This window comes from Bacillus sonorensis NBRC 101234 = KCTC 13918, assembly GCF_001592005.1.
Taxonomy (GTDB): Bacteria; Bacillota; Bacilli; order Bacillales; family Bacillaceae; genus Bacillus; species Bacillus sonorensis.
Genome location: NZ_BCVZ01000015.1, coordinates 59,974 through 77,783, shown reverse-complemented (window position 1 = coordinate 77,783; position 17,810 = coordinate 59,974). Strand labels below are relative to the sequence as shown.

Genomic DNA, 17,810 nt, shown 5'->3' with positions numbered 1-17,810 from the left:
CAATGTTGTTAGAAAAAACCAGGTTCCCGTCACCGAATAAACAGATTCGCCTGTTTACCGTCACATATTTGTCACAGGGGCTTAAAGTCAAGGGCCTGTTGGCTGAACCGGCCGCGCCCGGCCGCTATGACGGATTTCTGTATTTGCGGGGCGGGATCAAAAGCGTCGGGATGGTCAGACCCGGCAGAATCGTTCAATTCGCCGTACAAGGATTTGTCGTCTTTGCTCCGTATTACAGGGGCAACCAGGGCGGTGAAGGCAATGAAGACTTTGCCGGGGATGACCGGGAAGACGCATTTGCCGCTTTCCGATTCCTTCAGAATCACGAGCTTGTGAAGGATCGGCGGGTTCATATATTCGGATTCTCAAGAGGCGGAATCATGGGCATTTTGACGGCCATCCAAATGAAATCGGCGGCCGCTTCATTTGTGTCATGGGGAGGAGTCAGCGATATGGTTCTGACCTATCGGGAGCGTAAAGATTTGCGGCGGATGATGAAACGGGTCATAGGCGGCACGCCTGAAAAAGTTCCGCAAGCATATGCGCGAAGGACGCCGTTTGACAAAATCGCAAGGATAGAAGCGCCGGTATTGCTGATCCATGGTGCAAAGGACCAAAATGTATCGATCGAGCACGCCAGACGCTTTGAACGGGAATTGATCAAAAGAAACAAACCGGTTGAAACGTGGTATTTTCATTCATTCACACACTACTTTCCTCCAAAAGAAAACAGACGGATTGTGAGGGAGCTTGCGCAGTGGATGAAAAGCAGGTAATGGACAAGCTATGGTAAACTAAAGTGAACAGAGTAAAAAGGAGGGGGATTTCAGGTGGGAATGCCAGTAGAATTTAATACGATGATCGTAACAAAAGGACAAGAAACGCGGGTCGAGGAAAATTTGTTTACGCTTGAAAAAGAAGGCTATCGGGTTTACCCTCTTCATGTGCCGATAGAAGTGAGAAAGACGAAGAGCGGTGATGTGACAGGGACAGCCCGTGCGGAGCGTCTGGAATGGTCGGAAGGACGCACTCATTTAACATATAGACTCGTTTCTTTAAATTCCACGAACTAAGCAAAAAAGCCAAGGTCGTATAGGACGTCCTTGGCTTTTCTGTATGATTATGCAGGTGCATCCTCTTCTTTTCCAACCCCATTTTTTGAAGTCAGTCTGTGAATGAGCATCGTGAGAGCGCCGTCCTCGGTGACATTCGTGGCCGTTCCCAGGCTGTCCTGTGCCAGATATAACAATTGTCTGAAATTCATTAAATGCATTTTTAAGCGTTTTGCCTGGCAGATAGGCAATTCCAATCCCCATAATGAAAGCGAAAATGAGCGCGCTCATGACGCTCATAAAGGGCGTCATTTCAATTGTAAAAAATCCGCTTTGCAGGACTTCTTCCGGATTTTTAAACTCTTGCAGCTGCTGACCGGAAATAATGGCGGGAAGCAGGTTTGATCCAGCCAGATACGCCAAGAGGCCTGCAATAATGGTTGAGGCATAGGCGATGCCCGCGGTAATCCCGAGAATTTTCCCCGCGCCGCGGCCGATCTGCCCAATTCCTGGAATGATAAAAGGAATGACAAATTGAATAAAGTTCCCAAACATGTCATTAAACGTGGCGGCGGTTTTGACAAACCAGAGCGGTGCAAAGCTTCCAATGATAACACCAAGAACAATTGCCGTGATAATCCTCGGCAGCAATCCAAATTCCATAGAAATGTCCTCCTGAAATATACAAATGTTTTTTAAAATATTAAAGCGTTATTTTATTGAAAATTCAAAAAACCAGTTTGAAATAACAGCAGCGTATGATTACGCTGCTGCGGGTGTTCCATTAAACAAACGGGCCTCCTGTTCTTTCGAGGTCTCCTGTATTGGAAAACTTTTTGAAGTTCTTTTTAAACTCGTTTGCCAGGTGTATCGCTTTTTCTGCGTATTCTTTTTCATTCGCCCACGTTTTGGCAGGCTCAAGCACCTGGTCAGGGACGCCTGGTACGTGTACTGGGGTATGCAGGCCGAAAATCCGGTCTGTTCTCATCTCCGCATTGTCCAAATCCCCCTCGATCGCGGCCCGCACCATAGCCCTCGTATAGGCCAGGCTCATTCTTTCCCCGACGCCGTAGCCACCGCCGGTCCATCCTGTATTGACAAGGAACACGCTGACGCCGTGTTCGTCAATTTTCTTTCCGAGCATTTCCGCATATACATGAGCCGGAAGCGGAAGGAACGGTGAACCGAAGCAGGTTGAGAAGGTTGCTTCAGGAGAGGTGATTCCGCGCTCCGTCCCGGCAAGCTTGCTCGTATACCCGCTTAAGAAGTGGTACATCGCCTGTTCTTTCGTCAGCTTGCTGATCGGAGGCAGGACTCCGAAGGCATCTGCCGTTAAAAATACAATCGTTGTCGGATGTCCGGCAATGCTCGGTTTGACGATGTTATCGATCGCATCGATCGGATAAGCGGCTCTCGTGTTTTCTGTGTAAAATGCGTCATCATAGTCCGGCTCCCCTGTATCGCTGTCCACCACGACATTTTCCAGAACGGAGCCGAAGCGGATCGCCCGGTAAATTTGGGGCTCTTTTTCTTCGCTTAAATGAATGCATTTTGCATAGCAGCCGCCCTCAATATTAAAAATCCCCGTACTTGACCAGCCGTGCTCATCATCTCCGATCAGCCTTCTGTTCGGATCTGCGGAAAGCGTCGTTTTCCCCGTGCCCGACAAGCCGAAGAAGAGAGCTGTGCCGCCTTCTTCGCCAATGTTGGCAGAACAGTGCATCGGCAATATGTTTCGTTCGGGAAGAAGATAGTTCATAATCGAAAAAATCGATTTTTTCATTTCTCCGGCGTATTCTGTCCCCCCGATTAAAATGGTCCGTTTTTCAAACGATACGATGATGAATGTTTCCGATCTTGTGCCGTCAAGCAGGGGATCGGCTTTGAAGTTTGGCGCGGAAAGAATCGTAAAAGGCTGCTCAGCCGTCATTTGGCGGGCTCCGTCGGGTCTGATGAACAGCTGTCTTGCGAACAGGTTGTGCCAGGCGAATTCATTGACCACTGTAATCGGAAGCCGATACTTTTCGTCTGCGCCTGCAAAACCCTCAAATACAAATAATTCATCGCGTTCCTTTAAATAGTTGACGACTTTTGTGTAGAGCCGGTCGAACGCTTCTGCCGAAATCGGCTGGTTGACAGCGCCCCAGTCGATTTTCCCTTTTACGCTTTCTTCTTCTACGATGAATTTGTCTTTCGGTGAGCGGCCGGTATATGTACCGGTCGTCGCCCGCACGGCTCCTGAAGATGTTAAAATCCCCTCTTTGCGCTCGAGAACTTTTTCAACCAAATGGGGAACGGATAAATTAATTTGAACGTTTTTGCCTGACAATAACGATTGTAAATCGGCAGTTGCATCTACAGAGTTCATAAAAAACCTTCCTTTGCGTGTTTTTTAATGTGTATAACATTAATGTAGAAATAGTATAACACATTTCATCTTATAGTCTATACCGTTTATCAAAATTCGTTCGGGTTTTTTCTTTACATTCAGTGTGCAAATTTATTTCAACTAATATTGACATGACAAGTCATTTTAAGATAAGATATTTCATTGAACGGATACTCTTATCCCGAGCTGGCGGAGGGACAGGCCCAATGAAGCCCAGCAACCGGTTTCTCTTCATCAAAAAGATGTAACACAGTATTGAGACAACTACGGTGCTAACCTGATGCAAGGTTTTAAAATACCTTGAGCGATAAGAGTGAAAGGTACGCACTACCAGACCCTTTCCTCAGTGAACAGGAAAAGGTTTTTTTATTGCATAAATCAGCATACAAAAATTGCTAAAAAAATCATGCCTTTAAGAGGAAGGTACTGGGCGTTTTTCACATATAAGTGAAGGGTTTTAGCCGAGTATCTGGGCGAAAGGAGATGCTACAGCCGCTCCCGCGAAACGGGAGGTCCGGCTTAGGGTCCCGCAACGACAATGAAAAATTCTTTCAGGATGAGAGAGTATGAAGCCCGAGTATCGTCATATAATTAAGAGAGACGAGTTCCGTATCATACTTTAAGATCACGGCTGATCTTCATATACAGGAGGAAACATACATGAGCAAAAATCGTCGGTTATTTACATCAGAGTCAGTTACGGAGGGACATCCGGACAAAATTTGCGATCAGATTTCGGATAGTATATTAGACGAAATTTTAAAGAAAGATCCGAATGCCCGCGTTGCATGCGAAACATCTGTGACAACCGGATTGGTGCTGGTAAGCGGTGAAATTACAACATCCACATATGTGGATATCCCGAAAACGGTTCGTGAAACGATTAAAGAAATTGGCTACACGCGCGCAAAGTACGGCTTTGATGCTGAAACATGCGCGGTGTTAACGTCGATAGATGAGCAGTCTCCCGATATTGCGATGGGGGTTGACCAGGCGCTTGAAGCTCGCGAGGGAGCGATGAGCGACGCTGAAATCGAAGCGATCGGAGCCGGAGACCAAGGCTTGATGTTCGGTTTTGCTTGTAATGAAACAAATGAGCTCATGCCTCTTCCGATTTCCCTTGCTCATAAATTATCCCGCCGTTTGACTGAAGTGCGCAAAGAGGAAATTCTTCCATACTTGCGTCCGGACGGAAAAACACAGGTGACAGTCGAGTATGATGAGAATAATAAACCGGTGCGCATCGACACAATCGTCATTTCAACACAGCACCATCCGGAAATTTCACTTGAGCAGATTCAGCGCAATTTAAAAGAATATGTGATTAATCCGGTTGTTCCGAAAGACCTGATCGATGAAAATACAAAATATTTTATTAACCCGACAGGCCGTTTTGTCATCGGAGGACCGCAAGGCGATGCAGGCTTGACAGGACGAAAAATCATTGTCGACACTTACGGCGGATATGCTCGCCACGGAGGCGGAGCGTTTTCCGGTAAAGACGCGACAAAAGTTGACAGATCAGCCGCTTATGCAGCGAGATATGTAGCGAAAAACATCGTGGCAGCAGGCCTTGCCGATAAATGTGAAGTGCAGCTTGCCTATGCGATCGGCGTCGCACAGCCGGTGTCCATTTCAATCGATACGTTCGGCACTGGAAAAGCGAGCGAAGAGACATTGATCGAAGTTGTCCGTAAAAACTTTGATTTAAGACCTGCCGGCATCATCAAAATGCTTGATTTGCGCCGTCCGATCTACAAACAGACGGCAGCTTACGGTCATTTCGGACGCCTTGATCTTGATCTGCCTTGGGAGCGTACAGACAAAGCAGACCAGCTGCGCAAAGAGGCATTAGGGGAATAATCGCATAGCCGCTTACTTATAAGCGGCTTTATTTTTCGATGGCATAAACACGCGGATTTTTTGAAACTTGAAAAATATCCAGATTTAATATTGTTGTTTGATTGTAGAAAGCAAGTATTCTAATGTGAACATTTTTCAAGTTTTTTGAAACGTTTTCTTTAAATACATGTCTAATAATGCAGCAGAACGATCTGCATGAAATCTTAAAAAATCGGAGGCAATACAATGTGTGGATTTGTAGGGGTATTCAATCATCGCCCATCATCCGAGACAGCAGGCCAGGAAGAATTAATTAAGCAAATGAATGAAATGATTGTACACCGCGGTCCCGACGATGATGGGTACTATCATGATGAACATGTAGGCTTCGGATTTAGAAGGCTGAGCATCATTGACGTTGAAAACGGAGGACAGCCTCTGTCATATGAAGATGATTCATACTGGATTATTTTTAATGGAGAAATTTATAATTATATAGAATTAAAAGACGAGCTTCTCTCAAAAGGTTACGAATTTAATACCGATTCAGATACGGAAGTTCTCCTTGCGACATACCGTCACTATAAACAAGAGGCGGCATCAAAGCTGCGGGGAATGTTTGCATTTTTGATCTGGGATAAAAAAGAGCAGCTTTTATACGGCGCGCGCGATCCGTTTGGGATCAAACCGCTTTATTTTACAAAAACGGACGGACACGTTTACTTCGCATCAGAAAGAAAAAGCCTGATGCCTGTCGGCGCTGATTTGGAGTTCAATGAAAAGGCGCTTCAGCAGTATACATCATTCCAATTTGTACCTGAGCCTGAAACGCTTGATAAAAAGGTGCAAAAAGTGGGACCGGGCCAGCAGTTTACGCTTCGCCCAAATGAAGATATTCAATTTAAAACATATTGGAAAGTTCAATTTAAGCCTGTGCAGTCGGAAGAGGACAAGCTTGTCCAGGAAGTAAGAGATGCCATCTTTGATTCCGTCAAGGTTCACATGAGAAGCGACGTGCCTGTCGGCTCATTCCTTTCAGGCGGTATTGATTCTTCCTTTATCGTGTCCGTTGCCAAACAATTTCATCCGAATTTAAAAACATTCTCCGTCGGTTTTGAGCACGAGGGCTTCAGTGAAGTTGACGTGGCGAAAGAAACTGCCGAAAAGGTCGGCGTAGAAAACTACAGCGCGATCATTTCACCTGAAGAATACATGAAAGAGCTTCCGAAGATCGTCTGGCACTTGGATGATCCCCTAGCAGATCCTGCCGCGATTCCTTTGTATTTTGTCGCGAAGGAAGCGAAAAAACAAGTGACGGTCGTCTTATCCGGAGAAGGGGCGGATGAGCTTTTCGGCGGCTATAATATTTACCGCGAGCCGCTGTCATTGAAACCGTTCGAACGGATTCCGTCTCCTTTGAAAAAGATGCTTCTGCGTGTCGCTTCCGCGATGCCTGAGGGCATGAAAGGAAAAAGCTTTTTAATGAGGGGCTGCACGCCTCTTGAAGAGAGATATATCGGCAATGCGAAGATCTTTGAAGAAGGCATGAAATCGAAGCTTCTTCGTCAATATGACAAAAACCTCACATATTGTGATGTGACAAAGCCGTATTTTGAAGAAAGCAAGTCATATAGCGAGATCAACAAAATGCAGTATGTTGACATTCACACATGGCTCCGCGGCGACATCCTGTTGAAAGCAGATAAAATGACGATGGCTAATTCGCTTGAGCTTCGCGTTCCATTTTTGGACAAAGTCGTGTTTGAAGCGGCTTCAAAAATTCCGGAAGAACTGAAAACAAAAAACGGCACAACAAAGTATCTGCTTAGAAAAGCGGCCGAAGGCATCGTTCCTGATCATGTACTAAACCGCAAAAAGCTGGGCTTCCCTGTGCCGATCCGCCACTGGCTGAAAAATGAAATGCATGATTGGGCTGTGGGCATTATTAAAGAAAGCCAAACAGATGCATATATTCATAAAGATTATGTGCTTCAGCTTCTTGAAGACCATTGCGCCAACAAAGCGGATAACAGCAGAAAAATCTGGACGGTTCTCATCTTTATGATCTGGCACAGCATTTTCGTTGAAAAACGCTACGTACCGGAAGAATTAAATCACCAGCCTAAGGAAGTCATTATCGTGTAAGCAGATGAAAAAGGTTTTCGAGCAATCGAAAACCTTTTTTCTATTTTTAAGCAGGCTTTTCTCTTGGATAGTCGGCCAGCACCTCTTCACACCCGGCGAGAAGATTGTCAAAAATGGCATCCCACGATTGGGTGAGGGCATAGCTTCGCGCTTCGTGTTCCATCCGCTGCTTCAAAGAAGCATTGGAGAGGACATGCAAAACATGTGAGGCAAATGCTTCCGGATTTTTTGGCTCCGCAAGGAAACCGGTCCTTCCGTTTTGAATAAAGTCTTTCAGGCCGCCGGCGTCCGCTCCGATTACAGGCGTTCCGCAGGCGAGCGCTTCAAGGCCGGCGTTCCCGAAGGTTTCTGTCGGAGAAGGAAATACAAACAAATCCGAGCTCGCATAAATGCTTGATAGCTCTTTGCCTTTTACATAGCCGGCAAATGTCATATTGACGGGAGCGCGTTTCTCAAGTTCTTTTTTTAATGGTCCGTCTCCTGCGATGAGCCAGTGAACATCTTTTTGCAATGCTGGGTGGTCCGCGATCTTTAACAGCGTTTCCAGGTCTTTTTCAGGCGCGAGCCTGCCGACATAGCTCAAAAGATATTTTTCTTTTATTCCATATTGCTCCCGCACTTTTCCGGAGCGAAAATCCGGATGGAATAAAGAGCAGTCCACTCCGCGTTTCCAAATGGATAGATTTTTGAACTGTTTTGCCTTTAACTGCCGCAATGTTTCATTTGAAGGAACAAAGATTTTTTGAAAAGGTTTATAAAACCAATGCATATACTTCCATAAAAGTTTGGAAAACATGTGCAGGTCATAATAGGCAAGATACTGGTCAAAATCGGTATGATACGAGCCTACGATGGGGATGTTCTGTTTTTTTGCATATTTCAGCCCCGCAAGGCCGATATTGAAAGGTGTCGCGATATGAATAAGATCAGGATGGAAGGTATGAAGCTCTGATTTCATTTTCAAGAGGTTGGGGAGAGCGAGTCTGCACTCGGGGTATAAGAAGAACGGCAAACTGGTGAAACGGCGGATACTGCTTGAAAATTGTGTTTCATGCGTGCTTTCGGGTGCAAACACTTTAAATGGGATACCTCTCGCCTCCAGGTAGTCCGTGTACTTTTTTAAAGTCCCGGCGCAGCCGTTGACATCGGGCGTAAATGTGTCGGTGAAAATCGCGATTTTCATCGTTTCCCCTCCTGGTGGTTGTTTTTTTGTCAATCTGGAAGAAACGTTTTATATGACCATACATGACAGCAGTCCGACTGAAATGCCGAGCACCATGCCGGCCAGCACATCTGACGGATAATGCAGACCGAGATAGATTCTGGAGAGTCCGACTGTGATTCCGACAGGGATTAATAAAAGTGCAAGTAACGGAAAGAATACGATTAGCGGTGTAATCACGGAAAATACAGCAGTCGTATGCCCGGATGGAAACGAATGATCCTTTAAAGGATTGTGTAATACCTTGGTTTGTTTCAGCGTCATATACGGACGTTTTCTCGGGAAGAGCTTTTTCATAAGCACAACCTGCAGATGGCTGACAAGGAGGGCCAGGGCTCCAGCGGCTCCGGCGAGACGAATGTTTCCTTCGCCGAAAACGATCAGCGCCAGTGAAGTGAAAATCGTGCAAAAAGCTCCCCCTAAATGGGTCGAAGAGCGGAAGTATCGATTTAATGCTTTTTGCTCAAATAAGCTGTTCATACCGAGGAACATTTTGCATTCAAAGTTGTACATGCGTGTCAGTTTATTCAGCGTTAAAACCTCCTTAGACGAATGGTAGCTCACTTTTATTGTAAAAAATCAATGTTTAGAAAATGATAAGTATTTGTAAAGAATTCGGAAATGAAAAAAAGCCGTAAGCACTGGGCTTAAGACGGCCAAAAAAGGTTTTCGCTTAATTTATGGCGAAAAAAATGGTAAAGTTGTAGCAAAGCTAGTCTTTCTTTTGAAGGGACTTATAGTATTGTCCTTTTTCAATATATTCTTTGCGAATTCTTTCCATATCCTGTTTGTCATTGTCGGTTAACGGACGAATGACTTTGGCGGGTCTCCCGAAAGCGAGATGAAACGGCGGTATTTTTTTGCCGGGCGGGACAAGGCTGCCAGCACCGATAAAGGCGCCTTCGCCGATTTCGGCTTCGTCGAGGATAATCGACCCCATTCCGATAAGGGCATGCTTTCGAATCACAGCGCTATGCAGTGTGACCTGATGGCCGACCGTTACGCCATCCTCGATCAAGAGGGGGCGGTTCGGACTTTGATGCAGACAAGAAAGGTCTTGTATATTGACGCCTTTTCCGATCCGGACAGGCGCGACATCCCCGCGGATAACGGAGGAGAACCAGATGGATGAGTACTCCCCGATCGTGACATCTCCGGTGATGCACGCGTTGTCGGCAACAAATGCTGTTTCATGTATCATTGGTTCAGTATGTTTATAAGGGTAGATCATAAGTTCCATCCTTTCATTCCCTGTTTTTTAAAAAATAGCGTGAGGTGGTCAAAGCATGTGGTGCATGGAAGCGGAAAGACCTGTCGCTTCAATTGTGATCGTCCATGGGGCCTGTGAACATCATGGACGGTATAAATGGTTATCCGAAATGTGGCGTTCAGCCGGATATCATGTCGTAATGGGCGATCTGCCTGGACAGGGCACATCGACAAGAGCAAGAGGACATATACGCTCGTTTCAAGAATATATTGATGAAGTAGACAAGTGGGTTGACAAGGCAAAAGCGTTTCAGCTGCCGGTGTTGCTTCTCGGACACAGCATGGGCGGACTCGTTGCGATTGAGTGGTTCAAGCAGCATGGGAAAGCCGTTGCCGGTATCATTTTATCATCCCCTTGTCTTGGGCTGCAATTAAAGCCGAATAAATTCATGGACGTAATCGCCAAAGGGCTCAATGTCGTAGCTCCGTCCATAATGTTTGAATCCGGAATTACCCCGGATAAAGCAACGAGAAATAAAGAAGTCATCGAAATGGACATCAATGATTCATTATACATCACAAAAGTTTCCGTCAGATGGTACCAAGAGATTTTAAAAGCTGTGAAAAGCGCGATGGAGCCGACGGACGCGTTTCTCGACATCCCTTTGCTTGTCATGCAGGCTGGAACAGACTTTCTTGTAGACAAAAAAATGGTGGTCAAATGGTTTGATCAGCTGGCATCTTATAATAAGACGTACAGAGAGTGGGAGGGCTTGTATCACGAAATCTTCAACGAGCCGGAACGGGAGGACGTGTTTAAAGCGGCAAAAGCGTTTGCAGATCAATACATCACTTAATGGAGGTGCATTCTTTGTCAGTACCGGAGCATCCGTTGGGATTAATGGCAAAAGTATACAGAGAGGTTTTTCCACTGGTCCATCAGGAATTAGACAAATGGCGGACCAAGGCAGAAAACATTAAAAATTCCGAGCTGAAGCTGCAGGCGACGGCAAGCATCAGACAGAAGACCTTCCACTGTGAAGGAGGCGGCATATTGGCGCTATTGTCCGGAGATCAGATAGAGCAGTCGATCCGGTTTATTACCGCATATCAGACGATAAGCGACTATCTTGATAATTTATGCGACCGCAGCACCTCACTTGACCCGGACGATTTCGCCATGCTTCACCAGTCAATGAAAGACGCTCTAACTGTGGGAGCGGACCTGAAAAACTATTACCAGTTCAGAGAGGATCAAGAAGATGGCGGCTACTTGCACGAATTAGTCAAAACCTGCCAGAATGTTCTGGCTGATATTGAAAACTACGGCTTGATCAAGGAACATCTGCTTGAGCTTTGCAGCTACTACTGCGATCTCCAAGTTCATAAACATGTCATTGAGCACGAACGGGTGCCGCGCCTTGAAGCCTGGTTTAACAAATATAAATCCGCTTTGCCTGAAATGGAATGGTATGAATTTTCAGCGTGTGCAGGTTCGACGCTCGGTATTTTTTGTTTGGTATCTTATTCGGTTCGGCCGGATTTTACCGAATCGATGGCCGGAAAAATCCGTGACAGCTATTTTCCGTACATACAGGGACTGCACATCCTGCTTGATTATCTGATTGATCAAGAGGAAGATTTAATCGGAGGCGATTTGAATTTTTGCACCTATTATTCATCACATTCAGAAATGATGGAAAGGCTTGAATATTTTATTGAAATGGCGGATAAGCATTTGCGCGGCATTCCGCATGAAAATTTTCACCGCCTGATCAACAGGGGCCTGTTGGGCGTTTATTTGTCTGATGATAAAGTAGCAGGCCAGAAGGAAATCGGCCGGCTTGCGAAAAAACTGATCAAAGCGAGCGGCAAAACGTCTTTCTTTTTCTATATTAACGGCAGGGCATACCGCAAAATTCAAAAAATGCCATGGATGAAAAGCTCGTAAAGAAAAGCTCAAACCGATGATCGGTTTGAGCCTTTGTCGTTTATAAGCTTTCCGTCCGGTATTGTTTTTCAAGCACAAAGCGCTCATTATACCGGAAGCTTTTTTCCCATTTTGAAACAACGATGCAGGCGACAGCATGACCCGGGACGTTAACGCCGGTTCGCGCCATGTCCATGACGCGGTCCACACCTGCGATAATCGCGACTCCTTCGGCGGGAAGGCCGACTGCGTTGGCGGTAGCCAGAAGGACGACGAGCGATCCCGATGGCACGGCGGCGATCCCTTTGCTTGTCATCACAAGCACGAGCATCATGAGCAATTGCTGCGAAATGCTCATGTCTATATTGAAAGCCTGCGCCAAAAAGATACAGGCGACCGACAAATACAGGCTGGAGCCGTCGCAATTCAGCGATAAGCCTGATGGAACAACGAAGGAAACGACCCGTTTCGGACAGCCGTATTTCTCCATGCGGTCCATCAGCTGCGGCAGCACCGTTTCCGTGCTCGTCGTGGAAAACGCGATCAGGAACAAATCCCAAATCATTTTCAGAACTTCGAAATATTTAATTTTAAAAATAAGACCGACGAGCGGAAACAACACAAAAAGAACGATAAACAGTCCGAGAAAGACGGTGCCGACCAATTTTAACATAGGAAGCAGAAGCTCGATGCCGTATTGGCCGACAGATGCGGCCATAAGGGCAAGCACGCCGATAGGGGCTGTGACCATTACCATCTGCGTCAGCTTGAACATGATATTGGCAACAGATTCAAAAAATTTCATGACAGGTTCTGAGGCTTTGCCGATCCCGGCAGCTGCGACGCCGAACAATATCGCAAAGAAGATCACGGCAAGCAAATCGTTTCTGGCCATGACGTCAACGATGTTGGTAGGTATAATATCGAGGATCATTTGTTTAAGGTCGACTACTTTTTCCGTGTAGCCCGAGAGCTCGTCGATATCTTTTTTGGCCAAATGGGAGAGGTCAAGGCCGATGCCTGGCTTTAACACATTGGCCAACAGCAGCCCGAGTCCGAGCACGATGGTCGTAATCACTTCAAACCAAATAATCGTCTTGATGCCGAGGCTGCCCATTTTTTTCATGCTTCCGCTTCCGGCCGCTCCGATGACGATTGTAGAAAAAACGATCGGAACGACGATCATTTTGATCAAACGGATAAATCCGTCTCCGACGGGGCGCAGCGCCATTCCGAAATCAGGGAAAAAGTGTCCGATAACTGCTCCAATGGCGAGTGCGATCAAAATTTGATAGGCGATAAATTTTTTCAAGCGAATCCCTCCGTATTTTTACATGTGATTTCAACAATTTCGTGACAAAGAGCAAAACCACCTCCATTTTTTTGAGGTTTTTTTGGAAAATTCCGAAATAAAAAGTGTTTCATATTTTATTTTGATATCGCTTACATTATGTTTGAATGAAAAAAATCCTCCAAACGGAGGATTTTCAGGCTGTCACTTTTGGGCCGCTTCTTTCTTTTCGATCGCAATGATAAACGGCGGATCGTTTCGCTGGTTCAAATATTGGTAACAGAGGACCCGGGCCGTCTCCTGGTCGAGCGATGCGCAAAATTCGAGAAGGGCGTCCTTTTCCCGTTTTCCTTCGGGATGGCCGTGGTAGACGACCAGCACGATCAATCCCTCATCTTTCAGGATGTTGAGCAGCTGCTTGATGCTGGCGATGGTGGACTCGCTTTTTGTCGTCACCGATTTGTCTCCTCCCGGAAGATACCCGAGGTTAAACACGGCTGCCGCCACCTTGCCTGAGACGCCTTTAGGAAGCGAAGCGATGAGCTCACCATGGCTTTTTTGAATCAATGTCACCCGGTCTTTATACTCGTTTCCAAGCCTTTCGGCCGTATTTAAAAGAGCCGCTTCCTGAATGTCAAAAGCATAGACGTGGCCGCTCTCTCCGACCAGCTCGGTCAAAAAGAATGTGTCATGCCCGTTTCCCATTGTCGCATCGATGACGATGTCGCCTTCCCCAGCAGCCGTTTTCAGCAGTTCTTTTGCATATGGAAGGATTTTTTTCAGCTTCATGACAGGGCTTCCTCTTTCGTGTTTTTAAACCATTTTCCCTGATAGCTGCCGCGCATTTCAAGCTCGCCGTTAATGGCGTTTAACACTTCCCATTTATTGACGCTCCACATCGGTCCGACCATTAACTCGATGGGTCCGTCGCCGGTGATTCTATGGATGATCATCTCAGGCGGCAAAATTTCAAGCTGGTCGCAGACGAGCTTGACATACTCATCCTGGGAAAGAAACGCCAGCTTGCCTTTTTCATACTGCTTGACCATCGGCGTTCCCTTTAAAAGGTGCAGCAAGTGGATTTTGATTCCCTGTACATCTAAATCGGCAACGGCTTTAGCCGTTTCCATCATCATGTCGTAGTCTTCCAGCGGCAGACCGTTAATGATATGGGAGCAGACCCGGATGCCATGCTTTCTCAGCTTGTTTACACCTTCGACATAGCAGTCATAATCATGCGCACGGTTGATTAGGGCGGCCGTCCGTTCATGAACCGTTTGCAGGCCGAGCTCCACCCAAAGGTATGTCCGCTCATTCAGCTCGGCAAGGTATTCGACGACATCATCGGGCAGACAATCAGGCCGTGTCGCGATCGAGAGTCCGACAACCCCGTCAAGGCCGAGGACGGTTTCATATTTTTCGCGGAGAACGTCTACAGGTGCGTGTGTATTCGTGAAAGCCTGGAAATAGGCCATATATTTGCCGTCTTTCCATTTTTCATGCATCCGGTCGCGCACTTCATGAAATTGGGTAATCAGATCATCGGCGCGGTTTCCGGCAAAATCGCCGCTTCCGGCCGCGCTGCAAAATGTGCATCCCCCGTGCGCGACTGTTCCGTCGCGGTTCGGGCAGTCAAAGCCGCCGTCAAGGGCAACCTTGAAGACTTTGTGTCCGAAATGTTGTCTTAAATGATAATTCCATGTATGATAACGTTTTTCACTGTTCGTATATGGAAAAGGGTTGTTCTGATGCAAATCAGGCTCCTCCTTGTAGTAGGTGGCATCCTAAAATTGTAGCAAATAATGCGGATGAGAACAAATCCATTTCTCCATTATTTTCTTTATTGATCATGGGCGGATAGGGCAAAACTAAACACGATGGAATATTTCCATTAAGGAGGGGTTTTCTTTGGCTACAAGACAATCCGTCGGAGAACACATCCAAAGAAGCGAAGATGCTTATGAATTTGCTTTATCTCAATTTGAAACTGCAAGCAGGCAGGAACATTACAATGAGACAGAGTTCAGCAACGCGCAGCTGATGCTTGAAAATGCGGTCAATGATTTGAATAAGCTCTCATTGTTTGCCAATCCGCAGCAAAGAGAGGAAATTTACCGCAAAAGACTTCAGCTGCAAGCCCTTCAAAATAATATGATTCTGCAGAGATCGTATGAAAGGCCCTTTTAAAGGGTCTTTTTTTTGAAAAAATTGTTGACAAATCGCTTGTGTGTAATTATTGTATTAAGTGTACTACATCAAGTAATACAATTCATACACAAGTTGAAAGGAGCTTTCTTTCATGAGTGATAAATATAAAAAAGCAAAGAAGCCAATGGTTGTACTGGCGTTTGTCATCGCCTGCTCTTTCTTGTTTGCTCTTGCAACGCTTGGTTTTATGCTTCAGGAAAATATGGGGAGCGCGTTTTTTCTGAAGATTTAAAGATGCCCCATTAATTGAAGAGATTGAATGAGAAAGAAGGGAGATAGATGATCCAAATCGATCCGAGAAGCTCGACACCGATCTATGAGCAGATCATTCAGCAGATGAAAGAGCTTTGCTTAAAAGGAATAATGAAACCCGGTGATAAGCTTCCTTCTGTCCGAGAGCTTGCAACCATTATCATTGCAAACCCGAATACAGTCAGCAAAGCCTATAAGGAGCTTGAACGCGAAGGGATTATCGAAACTTTGCGGGGAAGAGGAACCTACATTTCAGAAAATGCAAAAGTCACGCTTGATGAAGGGAAGATCACGATGATTAAAGAGCAGTTGAAGCAGCTGATCATCGATGCGCATTACGCCGGAATTGACATCAAAAAGCTGCAGGAATGGATGGCGGAAATCAGCGACGAGGTGAAAGGAGGAGATGCGGATGATTGAGCTGAAGCATGTGTCCAAAACGATTGATGGAAAAGAAGTGCTCAAGGATGTTTCGTTAAAACTGGAAGAAGGAGAAATTTTCGGACTGCTCGGCAGAAACGGTTCCGGGAAAACGACGCTCCTGCGCCTCATCCAGCAGATTCTTCTGCCTGATCATGGAGAGATTTTATTTGACAATGTCAATATTAAGGACCATCCGCTGGTGAAGCGCAATATTGTGTATATGCCGGTCCAAAATCCTTATTTTGAAAAATACAATTATAAGCAGCTCGTTTCCATTTTGCACAACATATATCCAGACTTTGATGTGACATATGCGGACGAACTAATGAACCGCTACGGGATTTCAGAAACAAAAAAATACCGCGAGCTGTCGACAGGATTAAAAAAGCAACTGTCACTCATTCTTTCGTTCGCCATCCGTCCGGCCGTCATATTGCTTGATGAACCGACAGACGGCATCGATGCGGTCACAAGGCATGACGTTTTGCAGCTGATGGTCGATGAAGTGGCTGAACACAATACGACCATTCTAATCACATCCCACAGGCTCGAAGATATTGAGCGGATGTGCAACCGGATCGGTTTTCTCGAAGACAATACATTGTCGAATGTCATGGATCTTGACGATCTGAAAGAAGACTTTATGAAAATTCAAATGGTGTTTGAAGAAGATGTCAATTTGAAAATCAGGGAGAGAGAAATACCTGTTTTAGATCATTCAGGCGTGTTTTACACCGTGCTGATTCCGAAACAAGACGATGTCAGCAGGCAGTTTCTTAAAAGTTTGTCTCCCAAGGTATGGAACGAGCTTCCTGTCAGCCTTGAGGAAGTATTCATCGCGAAGTTTGGAGGGAAGCGAAGATGGTAGACCGCGGGCTGATTTATAAAGAATGGAAACAGCATCAAGCTTTGTTACTGGCGATTTTTTTTCTTTTGTTTTTAAGCACTCCTCTTTCAATTATAAGTGAATACTTTTCCTATCAGGGATGTTTGAATAATGACAATTGGAATCCTAGAGATTGCCAATTTTATCTGAATTATCAATCTGGCGGCTCGCTTCAGTTTTTCTGGGCGCCCGGCGTTTTTTTGGCCGTAGCCCAGCTGGGGCTTGAGCGAAGCAGAGGGCTGCTGGATTTTACATTAAGCTTGCCGTATTCCAGAGGCCAGGTGTTTCATACGAAATTTTGGATGGGCGGAACGGTTTTAGTAGGCGCCCAGCTGCTTGGCTACCTGTTGTCAAAACTGTTGATCATCCTTCTCAAGCCCGGCAGCGTCGAGTTTTTCGACCACTTTATGATTGGTTCAATGATCATCAGTTTGATGGCGTATTCTCTTGTCATGGCCGCAGGAGCGCTGACAGGCAATCTGTTTGCGCAGCTTTTAACATCTTTTACGGTTACGATTTTGCCTTTTTTAATTGTGGTTATACCTGCTCTAAATCTCAGAGCCATTATAGGAAGGGAGCTGTTTTGGGATCAATTGCCAATTATTGATTCTCAAATTTTTCAGTATATGATTCCGATTATTTATGTCAATCCGGTGTGGGTCACGGATTCAAAATATATTTTGCTGATTCCGGCTGCTATGGGCATTTTGTTTTATGTTATCGGATATATCAGCTTTGTGAAACATCCGAGCGAGCGAAGCGGCAGCTTTTTCTTATGGAAACAGCTTGATCGGCCGATTCACATATTTGTCATTATCGCCAGTATTCTCTCATTTGGATATTTTGGATACGGCGCCAGCGAGTCAATGATAGGATATGTGCTCGGCATGATTCTGGGCGCGGTAATCGGCTTTTTCATCAGCTATTTTGCCATTTATAAAAAAATGAAGCATTAGTAAAG

The 17,810-nt window shown here is 45.7% G+C and carries 19 protein-coding genes and 1 riboswitch; of the genes, 11 read left to right on the top strand and 8 right to left on the bottom strand.

The genetic code is table 11. The features are described from left to right. Positions 1-2 precede the first annotated feature (2 nt). Complete coding sequence (locus BTR1S_RS15575) at positions 3-776, top strand: alpha/beta hydrolase family protein (RefSeq protein ID WP_029419206.1); 774 nt, start codon at positions 3-5, stop codon at positions 774-776. A gap of 54 nt (positions 777-830) precedes the next feature. Next, positions 831-1,073 (top strand): DUF2584 domain-containing protein, encoded by a 243-nt coding sequence (locus tag BTR1S_RS15570; protein ID WP_006636086.1) that lies wholly within the window; start codon positions 831-833, stop codon positions 1,071-1,073. Here BTR1S_RS15570 and BTR1S_RS15565 read toward each other — a convergent pair. Together BTR1S_RS15565 and pckA are read right to left on the bottom strand one after the other, a co-directional pair. Next, on the bottom strand, positions 1,056-1,715 hold the full coding sequence (locus tag BTR1S_RS15565) for a cation:dicarboxylate symporter family transporter (RefSeq protein WP_051397536.1): 660 nt from the start codon (positions 1,713-1,715) through the stop codon (positions 1,056-1,058). The genes BTR1S_RS15570 and BTR1S_RS15565 overlap by 18 nt on opposite strands. Positions 1,716-1,836: 121 nt before the next feature. Further along, positions 1,837-3,420, bottom strand: coding sequence for a phosphoenolpyruvate carboxykinase (ATP) (gene pckA, locus BTR1S_RS15560; RefSeq protein ID WP_006636088.1), 1,584 nt, complete (start codon positions 3,418-3,420; stop codon positions 1,837-1,839). A gap of 194 nt (positions 3,421-3,614) precedes the next feature. Beyond that, positions 3,615-3,755, top strand: a riboswitch (SAM riboswitch). 346 nt (positions 3,756-4,101) lie between these two features. Between pckA and metK the strand changes: the two genes are divergently transcribed. Together metK and asnB are read left to right on the top strand one after the other, a co-directional pair. Next, positions 4,102-5,304: a methionine adenosyltransferase gene (gene metK / locus BTR1S_RS15555; protein WP_006636089.1), complete on the top strand. Its 1,203-nt coding sequence runs from the start codon at positions 4,102-4,104 to the stop codon at positions 5,302-5,304. 225 nt (positions 5,305-5,529) lie between these two features. Further along, a complete protein-coding gene (asnB, locus tag BTR1S_RS15550) occupies positions 5,530-7,428 on the top strand; it encodes an asparagine synthase (glutamine-hydrolyzing) (protein ID WP_006636090.1) in 1,899 nt (632 codons plus the stop codon). Between the two features lie 46 nt (positions 7,429-7,474). On the opposite strand, the gene BTR1S_RS15545 is transcribed toward asnB, so the two are convergent. The 3 genes from BTR1S_RS15545 to BTR1S_RS15535 form a co-directional block, all read right to left on the bottom strand. Further along, positions 7,475-8,611, bottom strand: coding sequence for a glycosyltransferase family 4 protein (locus tag BTR1S_RS15545; protein WP_029419205.1), 1,137 nt, complete (start codon positions 8,609-8,611; stop codon positions 7,475-7,477). A 48-nt stretch (positions 8,612-8,659) separates the two neighbouring features. Next, positions 8,660-9,130 (bottom strand): phosphatase PAP2 family protein, encoded by a 471-nt coding sequence (locus BTR1S_RS15540; RefSeq protein ID WP_236835101.1) that lies wholly within the window; start codon positions 9,128-9,130, stop codon positions 8,660-8,662. A gap of 232 nt (positions 9,131-9,362) precedes the next feature. Next, positions 9,363-9,881 (bottom strand): gamma carbonic anhydrase, encoded by a 519-nt coding sequence (locus BTR1S_RS15535; protein ID WP_006636093.1) that lies wholly within the window; start codon positions 9,879-9,881, stop codon positions 9,363-9,365. A gap of 55 nt (positions 9,882-9,936) precedes the next feature. Here BTR1S_RS15535 and BTR1S_RS15530 point away from each other — a divergent pair, with 55 nt between their 5' ends. Continuing rightward, positions 9,937-10,716, top strand: coding sequence for an alpha/beta hydrolase (locus tag BTR1S_RS15530; RefSeq protein WP_006636094.1), 780 nt, complete (start codon positions 9,937-9,939; stop codon positions 10,714-10,716). A gap of 14 nt (positions 10,717-10,730) precedes the next feature. Beyond that, positions 10,731-11,810 carry a tetraprenyl-beta-curcumene synthase gene (gene tbcS, locus BTR1S_RS15525; protein WP_029419203.1) on the top strand — a complete coding sequence of 360 codons (1,080 nt, stop codon included), beginning with the start codon at positions 10,731-10,733 and terminating at the stop codon, positions 11,808-11,810. A gap of 40 nt (positions 11,811-11,850) precedes the next feature. Here the strand turns inward: tbcS and gltP are convergent, their stop codons facing one another. The 3 genes from gltP to mnmL form a co-directional block, all read right to left on the bottom strand. Next, the gene (gltP, locus tag BTR1S_RS15520) at positions 11,851-13,101 is read right to left on the bottom strand and encodes a glutamate-aspartate/proton symporter GltP (RefSeq protein ID WP_029419202.1); all 1,251 of its coding nucleotides are present in this window, start codon (positions 13,099-13,101) and stop codon (positions 11,851-11,853) included. A 183-nt stretch (positions 13,102-13,284) separates the two neighbouring features. Next, complete coding sequence (gene mnmM, locus BTR1S_RS15515; RefSeq protein ID WP_029419201.1) at positions 13,285-13,869, bottom strand: tRNA 5-(aminomethyl)-2-thiouridylate-methyltransferase MnmM; 585 nt, start codon at positions 13,867-13,869, stop codon at positions 13,285-13,287. After that, a complete protein-coding gene (mnmL, locus tag BTR1S_RS15510; protein WP_006636098.1) occupies positions 13,866-14,834 on the bottom strand; it encodes a tRNA modification radical SAM protein MnmL/YtqA in 969 nt (322 codons plus the stop codon). Before mnmL ends, mnmM begins: the two co-directional genes overlap by 4 nt. Before the next feature lie 154 nt (positions 14,835-14,988). Between mnmL and BTR1S_RS15505 the strand changes: the two genes are divergently transcribed. The 5 genes from BTR1S_RS15505 to BTR1S_RS15490 all read left to right on the top strand — a co-directional run bounded on the left by BTR1S_RS15505 (position 14,989) and on the right by BTR1S_RS15490 (position 17,805). Further along, positions 14,989-15,267, top strand: a complete 279-nt coding sequence (locus BTR1S_RS15505) for a YtzC family protein (protein WP_006636099.1) — start codon at positions 14,989-14,991, stop codon at positions 15,265-15,267. A gap of 112 nt (positions 15,268-15,379) precedes the next feature. Continuing rightward, complete coding sequence (locus BTR1S_RS22875) at positions 15,380-15,520, top strand: hypothetical protein (protein WP_167373788.1); 141 nt, start codon at positions 15,380-15,382, stop codon at positions 15,518-15,520. Positions 15,521-15,567: 47 nt separating this feature from the next. Then, a complete protein-coding gene (locus BTR1S_RS15500) occupies positions 15,568-15,960 on the top strand; it encodes a GntR family transcriptional regulator (RefSeq protein ID WP_006636100.1) in 393 nt (130 codons plus the stop codon). Further along, positions 15,953-16,831: an ATP-binding cassette domain-containing protein gene (locus BTR1S_RS15495; RefSeq protein ID WP_029419200.1), complete on the top strand. Its 879-nt coding sequence runs from the start codon at positions 15,953-15,955 to the stop codon at positions 16,829-16,831. Before BTR1S_RS15500 ends, BTR1S_RS15495 begins: the two co-directional genes overlap by 8 nt. After that, positions 16,825-17,805 (top strand): ABC transporter permease, encoded by a 981-nt coding sequence (locus BTR1S_RS15490; protein ID WP_029419199.1) that lies wholly within the window; start codon positions 16,825-16,827, stop codon positions 17,803-17,805. The genes BTR1S_RS15495 and BTR1S_RS15490 overlap by 7 nt, the downstream gene beginning before the upstream one ends. The last annotated feature ends 5 nt before the right edge of the window (positions 17,806-17,810 follow it).